The following is a 21,073-nucleotide window of genomic DNA, read 5'->3' on the forward strand; positions in this document are numbered from 1 at the left end:
AAGTTATGAAAATAGGGGGCATACGCTCCCTATTTTGTTTAAAACTCACCCATTTGAGTCATATCACCCACAAGTAGGAATGATGTTAAATAATCAAGCTTACTCATTCAGATACCAAGGCTTCACTTTGATAGAGCTAATAGTGGTGATTATTTTGATCAGCATTTTATCTGTATCAGTTTTCAGCCGCTTTTCTGGCACCTCAGGTTTCGCCGAATACACTTACCAAGCAAGACTCGTATCTGCACTGCGAAATATGCAAACTCGTGCGATGCATGACAACCGCAGTGACTACTGTTTCCAAATAAACCTTATCACTAGCACCGCCACAACCAATGCCGCATTTGGGCCTCCAATATTAGATTATATTACCGAAGCTCCTGGTACAGCTGATGCGACCTGCTCCAACAATATTGATTTTAGCAATCCTGATTATCTTACAACTAGCGCTACAGAAATGAGTGACGAGGGGGTAGGTTTATCCACCGAGCCCAACTTTAATTTTATCAATTTTGATAGCTTAGGCCGCCCGGTTGATAGCGATGATAAGCTCACATGCAATGCTAAGTGTAGAATCACCTTAACGGGCGAGTCTAGTGTATCTGTGTGTATTGAATCACAGGGGTATATTCATGCTTGTGAATAAGGCAAAGGGCTTTACCTTAATCGAACTTGTTATCGGCATGGTGGTGTTTTCTATTGCTTTAGTGTTGTTTACTTCTTTAATCGTTCCTCAAGCCATACGCAGTGTTGACCCTATTTTTCAGGTAAGGGCAACTGAATTAGGTCAATCGTTAATTAACGAAATAGTCAGCAAGTCTTTTGATGAAGCCTCAGACCGTGTAGGTGGCTCAGTGCTTTGTTCAAACACAGTGGCTCCTCTTTGCACAACAAGTAATAACTTGGGAGCAGAAGAGGGCGCAGTCAATCGTGAAAACTTCGACGATGTGGATGATTATAATAATTTGTCTGAGTCAGATGAAAATATAAAAAACACCTTAAATGAAAGTGTCACCCTAGGCGGTGTTAATCTATACCAAGGGTTTTCTGCTGCAGTTGTCGTCATATATGATGACAACATGGATGGTATTGATGATGCTATAAGTGGTGGTGGCGGCTACATTGGTAGAACTAAATTGGTAACTGTGACAATCACGACTCCTAATGATGAAGAAATTATATTTTCAACCTTTAGGAGTAATTACTGATGCTCCCAAATACTAAGGCAACAGCCAAAGGCTTCACCCTAATTGAGCTAATAACCGTGATCATAGTGTTAGGTGTGGTGTCGGTGGGTATTTCGGGATTTATTCGTACTGGAGTGGAAATTTATACCGATACCTCTGAGCGTGATCAGCTGTTAGGTGATAGTCGTTTTCTGATGGAACGACTGACGCGAGAACTGCGCATGGCAATCCCAAATAGTGTGCGGGTTAAGGCAAATAATAGTGGCACTATCCAATGTGTTGAGTTTATTCCATCGGAGTGGGTTAGTTTTTATACTAGCTTATCAGTAATTCCTGATACATCGGCCTCAGCTACCATTGTAGAATTTGCGAACAATCCAGTGGGATTTGAACTAAAGCCAGGAGACTATGCCATTGTTTATCCTACGAATAACGATGAAAATAACAACGACGCATATCACTTAGCAAACGGCAAACGCAAAGCAATCAGCAGTTGTGCTGATAACGGTGCCGATATCGATTGCGGCACTGCTGATGATCCTGAGGGCACGGCAAAGTTAACAGTCTCAGGTGCTTTTAAAGACTACTCTCCTGCTTCTCGCCTGTATATTGCCAGAAAAACAGTGAGTTATTGTGCCAACAGCAACCGCAGTGTCTATCGCAATGAAGGAAATATAACAGAGGATCAATTGGTTTATTCTTCAGGCGTATTGATGGCCGAAAATATTAATAATGATTTCGCTAATACTGATGAAGTACCTTTTAGAGTTTACGATGCTACTTTGACTCGTAACAGCTTAGTGCATATTTTACTCGCCTTTGAACGCAACGAAGAAATTATTAATTTCAGTAATCAGGTGCATATTCCCAATGTACCCTAAACACTTTCAACCAGTTTCATTATTAAACAGATCGACTCAGCGCGGCAGCATGCTGGTCATAGCCTTGTTTGTTATCATTGTTTTGGCTTTGTTGGGACTGACCATGACCCGTTTATTGTCATCATCTTCAGAAGCCATTATCCATGAAGTTTTAGGGCAAAGAGCACTGAACGCAGCCAGATCCGGAATAGAATGTGCTGTGGCTGATGAGTTTGGAGCAGGCTGTAATAACCCTATTTTTAAAGAGTTTAGTGGTGTAGTTGGTTTAGAGAATTGCAGTTACAGCATAGTCCCAGTTTCGAAATTGATTGAAGATGGCGCTAAAACATTTACTTTCTGGACCTTTTCCAGCACAGGTCAATGCAGAGCGGGTAAAATAAATGTGACTCGTTTTGTTTATATTGATGCGATGTTGGAGGTCGACTAGCTATGAGACTACTTACCTTCTTAGTCATATATTTATTTGGCGTGACTCAGGTACTTGCTGCTGAACAATGCAGCGCCATATTTCCGGATGGCGCATCCACACACAGTGCCGGTGGCACTATATCTTTTGGGTCCAATGCCCAATTATTTGGTAGTGATGACAATCGACTCGCCACCACTGCGATTAGCAAAAATGCTGGTTCCACCATCAGTACCTGTAACACGGCTGACTGCGTAGCAACAGGATCACCTTCAGTTGAGGCATCAGGCGTTACTTTTCAAACATCGGCTAGCACAATAGATGTCACTGTAGGCTTCAATAAATCAGTAGTCATAGGAAGTGGAAGTAATCCCGGCAATGAATTTGACGAAATTAACCCAGGTGGCTCTTCACAAGCTAGCATTACCTTCTCAGATACGCGAAGTGAGTATTTCGTAGATAGATTAGTTTTGGGGTCTGAAAACACCTTGTACCTACAATCTGGTGCCACATATTGGTTTAATCAGCTTACTCTAAGCAGCCAGGCAGATATCATAGTATTGGGCTCTGGAACTGCAATTATTTATGTCAACCAAAGTCTAACAATCACCTCTCCTGGCCTGATTAATTCACCATCGATTAATAATAGTGGTGATGCTAGTAAATTGGTTCTCTATGCATTTTCTGACGTAACCTTAAATAGTAACAGCACTTTTACTGGTAGCTTATATGCGCAAGGTGACCTAACTCTTATCTCGTCTAGTTACCTATTTGGTGCGGTTAGCGCCGCTAATATAGATTTAAATAGTCAATCAACCATCACCTATCAGAGCGCCGAAGTGGCAGATACTGATTTTGGTACCTTGTGCAGTACGAAACTAATCGATCACTTTGAAATACAGCACAACGGTCAAGGCTTTACCTGCGAGGCCAAGCCTATAACACTCAAGGCCTGTGTAGATGAAAGTTGTGACACCCTATATGACAAAGAAACCACGATAATAATGTCTCCTACTGACTGGGAAGGGGGCAATACTCTTGTATTTACCGGAGAAATCACCGCTAACTTAAATGTGACAGATGCGGGTACCATTACATTAGCAAAAATCGCTGCCAATCCAGAAGCCGATTTACGCTGTTTTAATGGGAGTACTGAAACCTGTGCAATGGACTTTGTAAATGATGGATTTGAGTTTTTTGGCATTACGACTTCCATCAAAAAATTAGGAGATCAAGAAGCCGAAACCAACTTTAACAATGTTAATATTCGCGCGGTTAGAGACGAAGCTGGTGTCTGTAAAGCATTACTAGAGGGGCCACAAGATATTAAGTTCACCTATAATTGCGAAGAACCCAGTAGCTGCTTAACCTCATTGGGAGATATCCCAATAAACACCACCCCTAGTGGCGATCAAAGCGGCATCCTAAGCGTCTTGTTTGCAGAGGATGGCACAGCTCCTATGTCTTTTCTTAATTATGCGGATGCTGGTCGGCTTGCTTTAACAGTAGAGGCTGACATAGAAGGTGTCACTATCACCTCAGGTACGGCAACAGTCGATGTGTACCCAACTTATCTAAAACTCGATGTTAGCCCCATCAGCCTGTTAGACAACAGCTCTAACTTCAAAGCAGGCGAACCTTTCAGTTTTATTGTTGGTGCTTATGGCGCACTTAATACCAAATTACGCAATTATGAAGCGGGCACCACTAAGCTAAAAGTTGAACGCGTAACGCCAAATTCCATTAGTGCAAACGAAGGAAACTTTAAATATGGGGATGCTAACACTAGTAAAATATCCACTAATTTAGCGCCAGTATTCACCGCTACTTCACCCTCACCACTGCTATTTAATGACGGAGAATACCGTACTGAAAAAGCTTACTACGATGAAGTGGGTAGCATAAAAATAGACATTCAAGACTCTGATTACTTCGGCAACGTCATTTCCTCTAAAAACACCTTAACCCTAGGTGATTTTATTCCAGCGTATTATACAGTGACAAAAGCTCTGCCTGAATTACAAAATACCTGTGATGATACTTTTAGTTATATTGGAGAAACCATAGGTTTCGTGACAGGTTCACAACCCTTATTATTCTATACTGGCAAAAATGCCCAGAATGCCGTTACTAATAACTATGGCATAACACCTGGGACCTTTAGTATCAGTCAGTTAGATGTGAATAATGGAATATCCTTATTTGATAGTTCCAGTTATTCTGCAACAGACAGTGCTAATGAAGTTTCAAAAGGAAGTATCCCTTTGATCACAACTGGAATTGCAGACTACGATGGTATAATTGAAGTGCAAATTCCGGATACTCGTTTTAAATACAACAAGGTTCGTTCTGACAATACTACCTTTGATATCCCGTCACCTTTCGCGGCTTCCATCGACATGGAATTTTCCAGTACTTTGTTAACCGATGAAAATGGCGTGTGTTATCAGTCAGATTATGAAAACAGCACTTGTTTACCGTTTACTATTGCCAATATTACGGGTGCCAATATGCGTTATGGACGCTTGGTAATGGATAGTACTTATGGACCAGAAACTGAATCACTAACAGTGCCTTTTAGAGCTGAGTATTTTGACGGTGAACTATGGTTAGTCAACACCGAAGATAATTGTACCAATATTGATTTTACGAAGGCAGGAGATGAAATTCAACTGACTAACAATAGCTTGGCGGCATTGGTTGGCAATGTGAGCAGCGCAGGTGACTTATTGATGGGAGTGCCAGTAGGTAAACAATTTAAACTCGAAGCGCCTGGAGCAGGAATAACAGGTGAGCTTAAAATATGGTTAAACCCTAATGATGTAGATGTCACTTGGCCAGCTTATTTAAATTATGATTGGGACGGGGACGGCTTCATTAATAATACCAATGACTTCCCGGAAGCAACCGTCTCTTTTGGCTTATTTCGAGGCAACGATAGGATCATTCATTGGCGAGAAGTGTTCAATTAACCCTAATTTACCGTGAGTAAAGCTAATAAAATAGCGTTTGCCTACGTAACAAGCTTGCGCTTTTTGTTGTAACTCAATAGCATAGGCAAAGCAAAGTTGTGATCTGGTACTGTTACGCCCGATTTGTGCCATGACAATAAAATAGTTGCCTTCGAGCAACCAGTTTGGAACCGAATAATGAACCGTATAGCTCAATTTACTCTTATCATTGCCCTTGCGTTTAGCCAAAATATTTTGGCCGCCGATCTATCGGTTGCAGATGTTGAAAACAAGATATCTGTAAAACAATCCGAGTACGACAACTACAACAGCTCACTTGAAGCTCAAATTGCCAATGCCGCCAGCTTAGAGAGGGAGCTTGGTGAACTTCGCCAAAACGCTACGCTCGCTGATGCAGATAGACAGTCTGCGTTAATAGAAATGAATTTAAAATACGAACAAGTAATAGATGATCCTGAGTTAGATATCTCCCCAGTTATAGCGGCTTACGCTAGAGCTGTGAGAACCCATAAAGCGGTTAAAGATGCCATCACCGATAAATACAACCAGTGGCAAGGTGAGTTGCAAGATGTTGAACAAATGCAGATTTCTAAGCACAGCCTACTTAATACTATCGAAGGTTTAAAAGAGCAGCTAAACAGCGCTCGAATCGATCGTTTATACCAAGAGTTTAATCGCCAAGAAGCGATTGTAGTCAGCCATAACATAGCCTGTGACAAGGACGAAACGCTGGCCAAATGTATCACCCGCGGTAAATCCCTAGCCAAACAAAAAGCTTCAAAACGTTTCTTAGACAGTGTTTATGAGGGCTTGAGTGAATCAGTTGAGGCCGAAAAAAGACGACAATTGTCAGATGCGTCAGTGCAAGTATTACGCAGCGAAGTGGCTGATAGTAACTTTAGTGGCCAGGGTAACTTTAACGTCAAAATGAACTTAGAGCTGCAAGGTAATTTAAAACGCTCTGAGGGCTGTGAGTTATTAGGATTAGATAGACGTTACTGCGTGAATTTTAAAGCCAACGAAAATAGTCAAGTAACAACAAGTGTTAAAGTATCACCCATGGCTACTGATGAGTCGGTCATGTACGAATTAACAGTCCGCTCCAACGTCTTTGATGATGAAGTTTTCATCGATGGTGTGAGCTACGGCTCAACTAAACTACAGGTAATGTTGCCATCAGGTGAACATGATTTAGAAGTGGTAAAACGTGGTTTTGAGCCAAGCCGTCAAAAAGTTATTTTATCTGAGTCGAAAACCTTAAAAGTTGAATTAGACCGTTCTCAATACACTTTTAGTAAAGGTGAACGCATTCAGGATATTTTAGCCGGAGACATTCCAGGACCAGATCTTATAGTGATACCTGCAGGTAGTTTCAGAATGGGTGATATTACAGGTGTAGGCCTAGACAACGAGCGCCCTGTACAAACACAAGATTTAAAACATTCTTTTGGTATCAGCGAAACAGAGATTAGCGTCAAGGCGTTTGAAATTTTTGTCAATGCAACCAGTTACGTCACAGAAGCAGAAAAACTAAAAGGTTGTGCCGCATACGAAGACGGTAAAGCAGTATGGAAAGATGACCGCAATTGGCGCGCCCCTGGATTTGCACAAAACGAGAACAACCCGGTTGTATGTGTCAGTATGCACGACGCCAAAGCTTATGTAGATTGGATATCACAAGCCAGTAATCAAGCCTATAAATTACCCAGTGAAGCTCGTTGGGAATATGCCGCCAGAGCGGGTAAAGAAACCGATTATTGGTGGGGTGACGGGATTAGTACCGACAACGCAAACTGCGGATGGTGTGGTAGCCAATGGTCAAATGTAAGTACGGCGCCTGTTGCTTCGTTTGAGCGTAATGATTTTGGGCTATTCGATACTGTTGGTAACGTCTGGGAGTGGACAACCAGCAAACAAGCAGAAAGTAACTCGGTTGTTCGCGGCGGTGCTTGGAACTTTGCACCTAGTTTGGCACGAGTATCCACTCGCATGGAACTAGATAGCAGTTTCCGTTCCAACTATATTGGTTTTAGAGTAGTACGCGAACAGTAATACCAATAACACTATATCTAATAATGGCGAGTCAGGATCCGGCTATATGTTCAGACTCGCTACTAACAAAACTAAAAACTGCTTAATAACTCAAAACAATTTTATAGTAATTTCTATCGCTTCTTCCCCTTGATACTTCCCCTCAGTTTTACACACTTCCCCGGTCACTTTAAAATGTGCTAAACAGCCCATAATCAGGCCCACAGCTAAGTCTTCAAAATGACGAGATGATAAATAATACATAGTTAATTCAGTGGCTGATTTTTGCTGGTGATAGAAACGTGGTAGCTCAGCGTCGGGGTAGAGTTTTCTCACCTCAACATGGATGTAATTATCAATATTCTTTAAGAATTCAAATGGTTCGCTGACATCCGCAAAAAAGGCTGGGTAGCGCTCAGAAAATCGAGCAAATAAGTGTTTACCAAAGATCTCCAACAAGGTAGCAACCGGAATATCAACAATCTGACTGAGGTTGGCTGTCATTGTTACAATTTCTTCATGGCTATAAGTGCCTACTGCAGTATAAGCACCATTATTGGGTAATTCACTTTTTTCAATAATGTCCTCAAGAATGTCCGCAGAAAAAACCTCTTCCACCATGTCCATAAATTCTGTAAACACCATGCCTTTCATACGTTATGGAACTTCTTAAGATAGTTTTGTAAAGTGTCTAAAATACGCCCAGAATTAAAAGGTTTAACAATAAAACCATTTGCTCCAGATTTTATTGCCGCTGTGACATTTTCTGCTGAACTTTCACCTGAAACCATTACCACTTTCATATCTGGATAGGATCCGCGAATTTGCTTTAATACTTCAAGGCCACTGGTGTGAGGTAATTCGATGTCTAAATACACCAAATTAACGTTGTTTAACTTAATTTGTTGGGGTATTGATTTGCCAGTTGAAGAATGAAAAAAATTGGCATCGATCTCCACTTTGTGTTCACGAATGCAAGTTAACAGAGCGGCGCGTAATAGCTCTCTACTGTATTCAACATCATCTACTAATAATATGTTAATCGTTATACTCATTTAATACTTCCGCTACTTTTAGATTGAGATTAATACAAATTTGAACTGCCTCTACATACTGCTTTTTTCTTAGTAGTAGCAAAGATTGTGTAGCTAGTTTAGATAAATTTTCATAACCAAAACTCTCTGCAGACCCCTTGATAATATGCCCCGCATTAATCAAACCAGCATAGTTGAGGTTCTGTATACTTTCAGTTATTTCAATGTGTTGCTTAGTTAACTCCTCAAAAAATAGAGCCTTTATTTTAGGATCTTGAACGAACAAATTTGCACGTTGTGATTTATGACTCGCTGTATCGTCCTGGGTGGATAAATGTTGCTTAAGTACTTTGTACAAATTTTCTAACTCTAGGGGTTTGCTCAGTGTTCCGGTAAAACCAATAGCCGCATATTCCCGTAAATCTGCGGGCATAACATTAGCAGTCAGTGCATAAATAGGTGTACTTACTCCAAGTTGCTGGAGTGATTTCAACGCCTCTTTACCATCCATGACTGGCATATAAATATCCATCAAGATTAAATCATAATCACCAGATAGTGCCTTTTGCAATCCTTCTAACCCATTCTTCGCCAAATCTATCTTGGCTCCTGTTTGTTGCAGATTAAATGTGATTAACTGTTGATTCACCTTGGTATCTTCTACCAATAGAATGTTGCCAACTAATGAAGGAATGATCACTGGTTGCAGAGCAGATATGTCTCTATTTTTAATAGAGTCGCATAAACCTTCACATCCTCGGCAAACAATAGTCACAGAAAATTTTGAGCCTATGCCTAAGGTAGACTGCAGCTCAACAACTCCACCCATTAACTCGACCAGACTTTTAGTAATAAATAAACCCAATCCTGTGCCACCCAAATGGCTGGTAATACTAGTATCAGCTTGGCGAAAATATTCAAATATCAAAGCTTGTTTATCAGCAACGATACCTTCACCAGTATCCACCACATCAATCTGTAAAGTACTAGTACTGGATGTGAATTTCACATGTACGCTGATACCGCCAGTTTTAGTAAACTTAATCGCGTTGTTTAACAAGTTATGCAAAACCTGTTTGAGCCTAGTGGGGTCTGCCACTATCCATTCCGGTATGGCAGAATCCATTACCATGGTAAAATCTAGCCTCTTTTTTTTGCAATTAAAAAGATAAATTTGTTCTATGTCTTGTAACAGGTTGGGAAGATTGAAACGTAAAACTTCAAGTTGTAATTTTTGATTTTCAATCTTGCTAATATCTAATATTTCACCTAACAATGTCGATAAATGACGCCCACTTCCAATAATAGTATTCAGATATTTAGCACTTTCTTCGCGGCTAGTTTGGTGTTGCAACAATACTTCAGCAAAACCAATAATAGCGGTCAAAGGTGTCATTGTTGAATGGCTCATATTAGCCAAAAATTGCGATTTAGCTTGATTTGCCTCACGGGCTTCGGTTTTCGCTTTTTCAGCTTCACAAGTGCGCTCAAATACCTGTTTTTCTAAGTTCTCTTTGAGATCTTCTAGCTCTTGATTACGCTGAAATAATTCGAGGGACTTTTGTTCTAAAACAATTTCTGCAGCTTGCCGTGCTTGTCGTTCTCTTAAATAACGTTTTTGTAGTCTTTCTTCATTCATCGCAGTACTTAGTATTTTTCACTTAAATTGCCAACTTACTATAGTCAATAACATGGTTTTGTAGTTACTTTTAACGGCTATTTCATAAAAATGTGTTGAAACGGCTATTTTTATTGTCTTGTTGCTGCTCTGTACTTGCCCAAATCACGGCGCATTGGTACAGTTAGCGGAATATTTTTCTTATCAACCAAAGTGCGGTTTTTACATGTTCAAAAAGCTACGGGGAATGTTTTCCAACGATTTATCAATCGACCTCGGTACTGCAAATACGCTTATCTATATTAAGGATCAGGGTATTGTTCTCAATGAACCTTCTGTTGTCGCAATTCGTCAAGAGCGCGCAGGCGGGCCAAAAAGTGTCGCCGCAGTAGGGCGTGAAGCAAAACAAATGTTGGGCAGAACCCCAGGTAATATAAAAGCTATTCGCCCCATGAAAGATGGAGTGATTGCTGATTTTTATGTCACAGAAAAAATGCTTCAGCATTTTATCAAACAAGTACATGATAATAATTTTCTACGCCCTAGTCCAAGAGTCTTAGTGTGTGTCCCTTGTGGTTCAACTCAGGTTGAGCGACGTGCTATTCGGGAGTCTGCCTTAGGGGCCGGTGCTCGTGAGGTCTATTTGATTGACGAACCTATGGCCGCAGCTATCGGCGCTGGCTTGCCTGTTTCAGAAGCAACGGGCTCTATGGTAGTAGATATAGGTGGCGGTACCACAGAAGTAGCGATTATCTCACTCAACGGTATCGTTTATTCTTCTTCAGTTAGAATTGGTGGTGATAAGTTCGATGAGGCAATCATTTCTTACATTCGTCGTAACTTTGGTTCTCTTATAGGTGAAGCAACGGCTGAACGTATAAAGCATGAAATTGGTGCAGCTTATCCAGGTGAAGAAGTAAAAGAAATTGAAGTGCGCGGACGTAACCTTGCAGAAGGTGTCCCCCGTGGTTTTACACTCAACAGCAATGAAATTCTCGAAGCCTTACAAGAACCCTTAACCGGTATAGTATCTGCAGTTATGGTAGCACTTGAACAGTCTCCGCCAGAATTGGCATCTGATATTTCTGAGCGTGGTATGGTGCTAACCGGTGGCGGAGCTTTACTTAAAGACTTAGATCGTTTGCTGATGGAAGAAACCGGAATTCCTGTCGTTATCGCAGATGACCCACTCACTTGTGTCGCCAGGGGGGGTGGTAAAGCATTTGAAATGATTGATATCCACGGAGGCGATCTCTTTAGCTACGAATAGTAGTCATTGATATTTCATAGTAAACAAGGCGACATCATGTCGCCTTTAGGCTGGCAATAATGAATTTAATGTTTTCAAGTGGCCCCTCCCTACCTAATAGGTTAGCTCTGGCACTTTTGCTTTCCGTGTCTCTTATTGTTTTTGATCACAAATTTGATGGATTCGGCACCACCAGAGTGTATCTCAATTCATTGGTCAGCCCACTGCAATACTTAGCCAACCTGCCCGGTCAATTACTCAACGCCAGCGCAAGTCGTTTTGTTTCTCATGAACGTTTGTTTAATGACAATGCAAAGTTGACCCATGATGCCATGCTGATGAATGCCCAACTGCAGCGTTTAACCTTTTTACGAGAAGAAAATGACCGATTACGTAGCCTGTTAAATTCCCCAGTACAAGACAACACTCGTAAAGTTGTCGCCGAACTTATGGCAGTGGATAACAACCCTTATAGTCACCAGATAGTGATTAACAAAGGGGCTATTAATGGTGTTTTTGAGGGGCAACCTGTTTTAGATGATAAAGGCATTGTAGGGCAAATCATGCAAGTGAGTTCGACCAATAGCCGGGTGTTGCTTATCGCAGATGTAACCCATGCAATACCAGTTAGAGTTGCCCGCAATAACGTACGCCTAGTAGTGTCTGGTTCAGGAAGTTTGAATGAGTTAATCATTCAGCATGTCGCCCATAGTAGCGACTTAAAAGTAGGAGATGTCTTATTGTCTTCCGGCTTAGGCAATGTTTATCCAGAGGGCTATCCTGTCGCCACTATTACCAGCATTATTCGAGATGAAAGTAGACCCTTTGCTCAAGTTAGAGCAAAACCAATCGCTCAGCTTGATCGCTTAAAATACTTATTGTTGCTGTGGTCAGAACGCACACTTGAAGAAGCCCCCAAAACAGAGGTGACTGGCAAATGAGCATTCGCCATTATGCTATTGCTCTAAGTATTGTCATTGCCTTGGTATTACAGATCATGCCTATGCCCGCCATAGCTGATTTGTACCGCCCAGATTGGGTGTTATTAGTATTGAGTTATTGGGCGCTTGCGCTACCCAACAAAGTCAATGTGGGTGTCGCGTTTATTACCGGTCTAATACTAGATATATTATTGGGCACCAGCATGGGAGTGCATAGTTTTGCTATGTGCTTATGTATCTATGTGTTGGCTACCAATTATAAACGCCTGCGTAATTATTCTGTTTGGCAACAATCCATAATTATTGGCGTTATTGCGGCCCTATACAATTCAGTGATTTTTTGGTTACAACATTTAATCACTGATATTTATTTCTTATTTGATTATTTATGGCCCGTCGCCAGTTCAATGGTGATATGGCCTTGGTTATTCTGGTTACTGCGTAAAATTCGTCGCCAACTGCGCCTCCACTAATGATGTTACTTCTAGCTTCACAGTCTCCCCGAAGAGCTGAATTACTGAAACAAATAGGCATTCCATTTAGTCAATATCCTGTGGATATAGATGAGACTGTGCTAGCCCATGAAAACCCAGACGAATATGTACGAAGAATGGCTCAGGAGAAGTCTAATTTAGGGTACAAAAGAGCAGGTGCCAAAAAACTAGTACTTGGCGCAGACACAATAGTGGTTGCACAAGGCAATATTTTAGGTAAACCAAAAGACAAAACTGACGCAATGCGCATGTTGAACATATTGTCCGATAACACTCACCAAGTATTCACGGCTGTTACTATTACTAGCGGTAAACAACAAAAAACCATAGTAGTTGAAACTCAAGTCTGTTTTGGCCCTCTAAGTACCTTACAAATGGCATGGTATTGGAAAACAGGTGAACCACAAGATAAAGCCGGAAGTTATGGAATACAGGGTTTAGGTGGACAATTTGTGAAACATATTAACGGTAGTTATAGCGCAGTTGTAGGATTACCCTTATACCAAACTAGAATGTTATTAACTGAATTTGGGATCTTAAATGAGTGCTGAGCTATTAATCAATGTTACCCCTTCTGAGTCACGTGTAGCCTTGATTGAAAACGGTATTTTGCAAGAAATCCACATAGAAAGACACACCAAGCGCGGCTTGGTTGGCAATATCTACCGAGGAAAAGTCAGTAGAGTTTTGCCTGGTATGCAAGCGGCATTTGTCGATATTGGTTTAGATAAGGCGGCATTTTTACATGCCTCTGATATCGCCATACATAACGAAGTAGAAGAAGAAGTTTCACCCAACCATATCGAAAAACGTGATATTCGCGAACTCGTAAGAGATGGACAAAATATTGTTGTTCAAGTAGTTAAAGACCAAATTGGCACCAAAGGCGCAAGACTGACTACTGATATTACTATCCCATCCCGATATCTGGTATTTATGCCAAGTGTTGAACACGTTGGTGTATCTCAACGTATTGAAGATGAAGCAGAAAGAGAACGACTAAAGGCTTTAGTCCAAGGTTTTTGCAGCGAAGATGGTGGATTTATTTTACGCACTGCTGCTGAAGGTGTAAAAGAACAAGAACTCACCCAAGATGCCGATTTCCTGAAACGTTTGTGGCAGAAAATTCGCTCTCGAATGAAAAACAAAGCCCACATTTTGTATGAAGATTTGCCCTTAGCACGTCGAGTTCTAAGAGACTTTGTAGGCACAACCTTAGATCGCATTAGAATTGATTCAAAGCTGTCTTTACAAGAACTGCAGCAATTTACCAAAGAATATGTACCAGAATTACATAAGCTTTTAGAGTATTACCCAGGCGAAAGGCCCATTTTTGATTTATACGATGTAGAAAATGAATGTCAGCGCTCGTTAGAAAGACGGGTAGATTTAAAATCTGGTGGTTATCTAATTATTGACCAAACCGAAGCCATGACCACAATCGACATTAATACAGGCGCCTTTGTAGGCCATCGTAACTTAGAAGAAACCATTTTCAACACCAATATTGAAGCCACTCAAGCTATTGCAAGACAACTTAGGTTACGCAACTTGGGAGGCATGATACTCATCGATTTTATCGATATGACAGTAGAAGACCACAAAAGAAGAGTAATGCACAGCCTTGAAGTAGCCACTAATAATGATAGAGCCAAGATCAATATCCACGGTTTTACTGTGCTTGGCCTGATTGAAATGACTCGCAAAAGAACTCGTGAAAGTCTAGAACATGTTTTATGTGGAGAATGCCCCGTATGTAAAGGCCGCGGATCCATAAAAACAGTTGAAACTGTATGTTTTGAAATTATGCGCGAAATTGTCCGAGTCAATCGTGCCTACGATGCAGATAAATTTGTGGTCTATGCATCACCTGCCGTGGCCGATGCATTGTTAGGTGAGGAGTCTCATATGTTGGCTGAGCTAGAAGTGTTCGTCACTAAACAAATTAAGGTTCATACTGAGCTTTTATACAACCAAGACAAATTTGACGTTGTCATGATGTAAGTAGATTAAAAACGTGAATTCCAAAACCATACGATGCCGTCATGATGTGAGCGAATTATAATTGTGAATACCAAAACCAAAGGTGCATCATTTTATGCCGCCTATCTAATCAAAAAACTCTGGGCGTTAGTTGCCTTGAGCTTGGTTGTGGTTGCGGTGACACTTAGTGTGGTACGTTATTCTTTGCCCTATATGAATGACCAAAAAAATCATTTAGAACTATGGTTATCCGAACAAGTTGGCGCGCAAATAAAAATTGGCGAAATTACTGCAAAATGGCAAGGTTTAGGCCCAGCAATAATTCTGCGCAATGTTCAGTTAATTCAAAATGCACAGTCCCCTCTGAATCTTACCATTGCCGAAACGGCTATTGAAATCGATTTTTGGCAATCTATTCTAGCCAGACAAATTCAATCTAATAAGTTTGATTTGCGGGAAATGGAATTAACTATTGATGTTGCCTCTCTCAGTAAGGAAGAAACCACTTATCCTATTGTTGATGCGTTAGAGAAGCTATTTCTACAACAATTACAGCTGTTTTCTATTAGCCAAAGTAAAATCATTATTAATACCACAAACGATCAACAGCAAGTTGTGCTGATTGATCAAGTGTCATGGGTTAATAAAGACGAACATCACCAAGGTGTGGGGAAACTGCAAGTAGAAGAAATTGCTAAAAATTCTGCATCATTTATTCTCGACTTATACGGTCACCAAGAAGCCCTCCACGGTACCTTTTTTGCCAAAGGAGAAGAAGTTGATTTATCCCCTTGGGTTGAACAATGGATCCCCAGTGAACACAATTTAGTTGAGAGTCGCGGCAGTTTTGTCATGTGGGCGACCATAAAAGATAAATCACTACAGTCTGTACAACTTGATTTGTCTAAAAGCCGATTTGATTGGCAAAATCCAGAAAACCCTAACCCAGAAAATAATCTTAAAGTTGCAGTGTTAGGTGGCCAAATTAATGCCAGTCCGCTAAATAATGAATGGCTATTTAATCTCAATAATTTGACCATGCAAATCAACGATAATGTGCTGGTATCAAACTGGTTAGGTAAAATTGACCAAGCGGGTGCATTGTCTTTACAACATAACCAACCCATAAAATTGGCATCTGTGTTGCCCATGTTAGCGTTGGCAATGGATCCTAAGCAAACTGAGTCACTTGAATCTCTGCAGCCGCAAGCAACCTTAAACTCATTAAATATTAATCGTACTCTAAGTGGTGATATGGCGGTTAAAGCCGCAATTAGCGACTTAGGTTGGCAACAGACAAAAGTTATTCCGGGTATGGCTGGATTGGCGACCGAACTAAATTGGTACAACGGAAATGGGCGATTAAATTTAAAAGGTAAATCTGGACAACTGAGCATCGATAAGTTGTTACCAGACAATATCGACTATCGACGTTTTTACTCTGATTTATATATTCAAACTAGTGAACAAAACGTCAGTATCTTGGCTGAAAACACTTTATTTAAAAGCGAACTCATTAGCCTACATCCCAGCATTTATTATCGCAGCATAGATAATTATTTAGCTTTGTCAGCGTCCGTTGAAGCTCTTGATGTTACAAAGTTATCTGCTCTTTATCCAACGGAACTTATGGGGATAGATACTAAAAATTACTTAGTTGACTCTTTACAGCAAGGGCGAATAGAAACAGCCCAAGTACTATGGCATGGCGCTGTATCCGCCTTTCCTTTTGAACAGGGCCAAGGTGTTTTTCAAGCACAAGTTAAAGTATCTGAAGGAAAATTAAAGTTTGCCCCACAATGGCCTGCACTGACTAATTTTGATGTCGATGTGTTTTTCGAAAACAAAAGTTTGACCATGACCAGTCAAAAAGGTCGGCTGTTAGATGTTGAGCTTAAGGATTTGTCTGCAAAAATCCCTGAATTGGCAGCAAATGCAGTGTTAACAATAGATGCAGATGCCCAGGCCAATGGAAAGCAAGTGACCGATTTGATGCTGCAAAGTAATCTTGCTGATACCCTTGGTAAAACCTTACAGCAAGTCAAAGTGAGTGGGCCGTTAAAAACCCAGTTGAATTTAACTATCCCTTTGTCTGGTGAAGAGTTAGTTGCAAAAGGCGAAGTGTTATTAACCAAGAATAAAGTCGAACTACCTAGCTTAGGTGTTTTATTGGATCAAACCAATGGGACAGTGAGTTTTATCAATAACAAGATAAAAGCCAAGGGCCTTAATGCCAATTTGTTACAACAACCAATAAGACTCGAATTGACTGGGTCACAGGAGGACAAAGGTTATCAAACAGATATTAATATTAGGGGTGATTGGCAGATTACACCTTTACTTGAATCCTTCTCTGAAGGATTAACAAAATACCTGTCAGGAAAGAGTCACTGGACTGCTGATATCGCTGTAACCATACCCACTCAAGGTTACCAATATTCAGCACAAATATTCAGTGATCTCACCGAAATCAGCTCAGAACTACCCGCACCATTTGCCAAAACCGCTAAGCAATCGTTGCCTCTTTTAATCACCGGCCAAGGTAATGAGCAAGCCTCATCGATAAAAGTCACTTTAGGGCAGGACGTTGAGTTTAACGGCAATTTACCCCATGAAGATATGCAGTTCTCTCGAGCACATTTAGCCATTGGACAGTCAGATATGGTAGGCATGGGGTTAGGCTTTAGTGTTTCTGCGAATATGCAAAAGTTAGATGTAACGCCTTGGTATAACGTTATTAATACCCTTATCAATGATCTTCCTGACAACAACAACAAACCATTATTAGAGGCGCCAAAACGTATTTTTATCAATGCGGATAGCGCACTAATAGCATCACAAAAATTTACTGGGTTAGAGCTGGTAGCCAAAAATACCAGTGATAGCTGGCTTTTTGATATCAATGCCAAAGAAACTCGTATGGAAGTGGTTTTATATAAGGAGTGGTTGAATAAAGGTGTTGATATTAACGCTGATTTTATTGAACTGACAAAATGGCATGGTACTCAGTCTGATAGTAGTGATACTCCATCTGCCGTATCGAGTAAATTTGCTGCCAACATTGCAACTTTACCACCTATTAACTTTTCTTGTACTCGCTGCAGGTTTCTGGAGCACGACTTAGGGAAAATTGATTTTAGTTTGTCTCGCTCTGCCACAGGTATGAAGATAGATCAGGTACGGTTAAATAATGATCATGGGTTATTTTATGGCTCAGGAGACTGGTTTTTAAACAACGGTCAAAGTAGTACACGTTTAACCGGAGAGTTTAGCAGCTCGGATTTTGGAGCCTTCCTTAAAGGTTTTACATTAGATTCAGGGATCAAGGATTCACAAACTAGTTCAAAATTTGATTTAAGTTGGAAACGAGCACCATACGAATTTAATTTCGACACCCTAAATGGGCAAATAGAATGGCGCCTAACAGATGGCTATTTAACTGAAGTAAGTGACCAAGGTTCACGAATATTTAGTCTGCTGAGCCTTGACTCATTAGTGCGTAAACTACAGCTTGATTTTAGAGACATATTTGCCAAAGGATTTTTCTATGACAAAATCGATGGCAGTTTCCAGCTAGAAAATGGCATCGCTTATACCCAAGATACCTTAGTTGATGGCGGAGCCGGCGAAATTTCTATGCACGGATACACTGACTTAAACGCCCAGCAACTCAATTACCAAATCGAATTCACTCCAAATGTGACATCCAGTTTACCTGTGATAGTGGCTTGGATGGTGAATCCAGCAACAGCATTGGCTGCACTTGCGCTGGATCAAATGCTGACTTCTGCTAAAGTAATTTCCAATATTAAATTTTCATTAACCGGCCCTTTAGACGATCCACAACTCACAGAGTTAGGTCGTGATAGTAAAGAAGTATCCTTGCCAGCAAGAACACAACCTGAGCAAACGCCAGAAACACCAAACCAATCTATCAATTTACAATTAAACACACCGGTTAACATCAAAATACCAACTGAGGCACCAATAAGTGGCTAATGTCAGTGCAAATATAGTCGCAATACAAATGAGCTCTTCACCGCTGGTTGCAGATAATCTTTTATTTGTAGAGCAGCAACTACAATTATTGCCCCCACAAAGACCATGTTTAGTGGTATTGCCCGAATGTTTTGCTTGTTTTGGTGGCGGTGATAATTTAGTACTGGGTATCGCAGAAGACTTAGATCTAGGGCCGATCCAACATAAGCTTAAGCAATTCGCTCAACAATTTGACATCTGGTTAGTAGCGGGCAGTTTGCCGATATTATGCCCAACCGTAAATAAATTCACCGCATCTTGTTTATTGATTAATAATCACGGCGAGATCGTCGAAGAGTACCAAAAAATACACCTTTTCGATGTACAAGTGGCAGATAATACCGGCGCCTATCTAGAATCTCGCTGTACCCAAGCAGGTAATAAATTAGTAGTCACTAACACCCCTTTTGGTAACCTTGGTTTAGCCATTTGTTACGATATTCGTTTTGCGGGTATGTTTGCCGCCATGAGTCAGATAGCACAGCTAGACGTATTAACATTACCCGCGGCATTTACACAACAAACAGGACAAGCTCACTGGGATCCATTATTAAGGGCCCGAGCAATTGAAAACCAGTGTTATATAGTCGCCGCAAATCAAAGCGGTGAACATAGGAATAAACGACAAACTTATGGTCACTCCTGTATCATCTCACCTTGGGGTGAAAAGCTAGTTGAGTTACCTCAAGGTACCGGCATGATACATGCTCAGATTGATCACCAATTACTCGCCGATATTCGCACTAAAATGCCGGTTTATCAGCACAACAAATTCAGGAGTCACCTTGTCTAATTTGGTAGAAGAAAACTTACTAGATGCATCCAACCTAACCCGTTCCACTTTAGAGACAGCACTAGATACCATATATCAACATGACAACGATTTTGCTGATTTATATTTTCAATCAAGCCAACATGAAACTTGGGTACTAGAAGACGGTATCATTAAAGAAGGCAGCTACAACATAGAGCGCGGTGTGGGTGTTCGTGCCGTTAGCGGTGAAAAAACAGGCTTTGCTTATTCTGATGAAATATCCCCAGAAGCCTTGATGAAAGCAGCAAAAGCTTCACGTAGTATTTCAAATTCTGGTGGCAAACATAAAATAGCGCCACTCAAACAAAGTCACCCTAGCAGCTTATACTATGACAAAAATCCTCTTTTAGGTATGCAAGAACAAGAAAAAATTGCTCTTCTTAGAGCGGCAGATGAATATATTAGAAAGCAAGAAAGTGCTCTTAGCCAAGTGGTTATTAGTATCAGCGGTGTTTATGAAGAAATATTAATTGCAGCAACTGATGGTACATTTTGTACTGATATCCGCCCACTTATCCGTTTCAACTGTTCAGTATTGATGGAAAAAGACGGACGCCGTGAAAGAGGTAGTTCAGGTGCCGGTGGTCGATATGCCTATGATTATTTTGTTGCACAAGACGATGGACGTCCCCGCTATCAACAAGTGGCTGATGAAGCCATTCATATGGCCAGAATAAATATACAAGCGGTACCCGCTCCCGCTGGACAAATGCCGGTTGTATTAGGCAGTGGTTGGCCTGGCGTATTATTACATGAAGCCGTTGGCCATGGGTTAGAAGGTGACTTTAACCGTAAAGGTGCCTCTACTTTCAGTGGTCGTATCGGCGAACAAGTCGCGGCCAAAGGCTGTACTATTGTAGATGATGGCACATTAGCCAATAGACGCGGATCCCTCAGTGTTGATGATGAAGGCACACCTACCCAATACAATGTTTTAATTGAAGACGGTATTCTTAAAGGTTATATGCAAGACAAACTCAACGCACGTTTGATGGGTGTTGCCCCTACAGGTAATGGCCGACGTGAATCTTATGCCCATTTACCTATGCCTCGTATGACCAATACCTATATGTTAGCTGGAAACCATTCTCCAGAAGAGATCATCGCGTCAATTGACAAAGGTATATACGCACCCAACTTTGGCGGTGGCCAGGTAGATATCACTTCTGGCAAATTTGTATTTTCCACATCAGAAGCTTACCTAATCGAAAAAGGCAAAATTACCACACCTATTAAAGGTGCAACCTTAATTGGCAACGGCCCAGAAGCGATGCAAAAAGTGTCTATGATTGGAAATGACTTAGCCCTAGATAAAGGAGTAGGTGTATGCGGCAAAGATGGCCAAAGTATACCAGTAGGTGTGGGTCAACCTACACTTAAAGTGGATGAGCTGACTGTAGGTGGGACGGCCTAAAGCTTATATAA

Annotated in this window: 17 protein-coding genes; 14 read left to right on the forward strand and 3 right to left on the reverse strand. The window is 41.0% G+C overall.

Going from position 1 to position 21,073, the window contains the following annotated elements:
• The first annotated feature begins 34 nt into the window (after positions 1-34).
• The 6 genes from GARC_RS07735 (at position 35) to GARC_RS07760 (ending at position 7,498) form a co-directional block, all read left to right on the forward strand.
• Positions 35-646, forward strand: coding sequence for a prepilin-type N-terminal cleavage/methylation domain-containing protein (locus GARC_RS07735; RefSeq protein WP_322786565.1), 612 nt, complete (start codon positions 35-37; stop codon positions 644-646).
• A complete protein-coding gene (locus GARC_RS07740) occupies positions 633-1,208 on the forward strand; it encodes a type IV pilus modification PilV family protein (RefSeq protein WP_007618568.1) in 576 nt (191 codons plus the stop codon). The genes GARC_RS07735 and GARC_RS07740 overlap by 14 nt, the downstream gene beginning before the upstream one ends.
• Positions 1,208-2,068, forward strand: a complete 861-nt coding sequence (locus tag GARC_RS07745; protein WP_007618569.1) for a PilW family protein — start codon at positions 1,208-1,210, stop codon at positions 2,066-2,068. The genes GARC_RS07740 and GARC_RS07745 overlap by 1 nt, the downstream gene beginning before the upstream one ends.
• Positions 2,058-2,495, forward strand: a complete 438-nt coding sequence (locus tag GARC_RS07750; RefSeq protein WP_007618570.1) for a pilus assembly PilX family protein — start codon at positions 2,058-2,060, stop codon at positions 2,493-2,495. Before GARC_RS07745 ends, GARC_RS07750 begins: the two co-directional genes overlap by 11 nt.
• Positions 2,496-2,497: 2 nt before the next feature.
• On the forward strand, positions 2,498-5,446 hold the full coding sequence (locus GARC_RS07755; protein ID WP_007618571.1) for a DUF6701 domain-containing protein: 2,949 nt from the start codon (positions 2,498-2,500) through the stop codon (positions 5,444-5,446).
• Positions 5,447-5,623: 177 nt separating this feature from the next.
• Complete coding sequence (locus GARC_RS07760) at positions 5,624-7,498, forward strand: SUMF1/EgtB/PvdO family nonheme iron enzyme (RefSeq protein ID WP_007618572.1); 1,875 nt, start codon at positions 5,624-5,626, stop codon at positions 7,496-7,498.
• A gap of 90 nt (positions 7,499-7,588) precedes the next feature.
• Here GARC_RS07760 and GARC_RS07765 read toward each other — a convergent pair whose 3' ends face one another.
• The 3 genes from GARC_RS07765 to GARC_RS07775 are packed head-to-tail and all read right to left on the reverse strand — an operon-like array spanning position 7,589 to position 10,150.
• A complete protein-coding gene (locus GARC_RS07765) occupies positions 7,589-8,131 on the reverse strand; it encodes a heme NO-binding domain-containing protein (protein WP_007618573.1) in 543 nt (180 codons plus the stop codon).
• Entirely contained in the window at positions 8,128-8,532 is a 405-nt protein-coding gene (locus GARC_RS07770; RefSeq protein ID WP_007618574.1) for a response regulator, read from the reverse strand. Before GARC_RS07770 ends, GARC_RS07765 begins: the two co-directional genes overlap by 4 nt.
• Positions 8,516-10,150, reverse strand: a complete 1,635-nt coding sequence (locus GARC_RS07775) for an ATP-binding protein (protein WP_007618575.1) — start codon at positions 10,148-10,150, stop codon at positions 8,516-8,518. The genes GARC_RS07770 and GARC_RS07775 overlap by 17 nt, the downstream gene beginning before the upstream one ends.
• Before the next feature lie 205 nt (positions 10,151-10,355).
• Here GARC_RS07775 and GARC_RS07780 point away from each other — a divergent pair, with 205 nt between their 5' ends.
• From GARC_RS07780 to tldD, 8 genes are all read left to right on the forward strand, one after another.
• A complete protein-coding gene (locus GARC_RS07780; RefSeq protein ID WP_039989107.1) occupies positions 10,356-11,399 on the forward strand; it encodes a rod shape-determining protein in 1,044 nt (347 codons plus the stop codon).
• Between the two features lie 59 nt (positions 11,400-11,458).
• Positions 11,459-12,319, forward strand: coding sequence for a rod shape-determining protein MreC (gene mreC, locus GARC_RS07785; RefSeq protein WP_007618577.1), 861 nt, complete (start codon positions 11,459-11,461; stop codon positions 12,317-12,319).
• On the forward strand, positions 12,316-12,792 hold the full coding sequence (gene mreD, locus GARC_RS07790; protein ID WP_007618578.1) for a rod shape-determining protein MreD: 477 nt from the start codon (positions 12,316-12,318) through the stop codon (positions 12,790-12,792). The genes mreC and mreD overlap by 4 nt, the downstream gene beginning before the upstream one ends.
• Positions 12,793-12,794: 2 nt before the next feature.
• Positions 12,795-13,364 (forward strand): Maf family protein, encoded by a 570-nt coding sequence (locus GARC_RS07795; protein ID WP_193363074.1) that lies wholly within the window; start codon positions 12,795-12,797, stop codon positions 13,362-13,364.
• Complete coding sequence (rng, locus tag GARC_RS07800) at positions 13,354-14,817, forward strand: ribonuclease G (RefSeq protein ID WP_007618580.1); 1,464 nt, start codon at positions 13,354-13,356, stop codon at positions 14,815-14,817. The genes GARC_RS07795 and rng overlap by 11 nt, the downstream gene beginning before the upstream one ends.
• Positions 14,818-14,880: 63 nt before the next feature.
• Positions 14,881-18,795, forward strand: a complete 3,915-nt coding sequence (locus GARC_RS07805; protein WP_007618581.1) for a YhdP family protein — start codon at positions 14,881-14,883, stop codon at positions 18,793-18,795.
• Positions 18,796-18,823: 28 nt separating this feature from the next.
• Positions 18,824-19,627 (forward strand): carbon-nitrogen hydrolase family protein, encoded by an 804-nt coding sequence (locus GARC_RS07810; RefSeq protein WP_039989123.1) that lies wholly within the window; start codon positions 18,824-18,826, stop codon positions 19,625-19,627.
• On the forward strand, positions 19,620-21,062 hold the full coding sequence (gene tldD, locus GARC_RS07815; protein ID WP_007618583.1) for a metalloprotease TldD: 1,443 nt from the start codon (positions 19,620-19,622) through the stop codon (positions 21,060-21,062). The genes GARC_RS07810 and tldD overlap by 8 nt, the downstream gene beginning before the upstream one ends.
• Positions 21,063-21,073: the final 11 nt, after the last annotated feature.

This window comes from Paraglaciecola arctica BSs20135 (assembly GCF_000314995.1).
GTDB lineage: Bacteria > Pseudomonadota > Gammaproteobacteria > Enterobacterales > Alteromonadaceae > Paraglaciecola > Paraglaciecola arctica.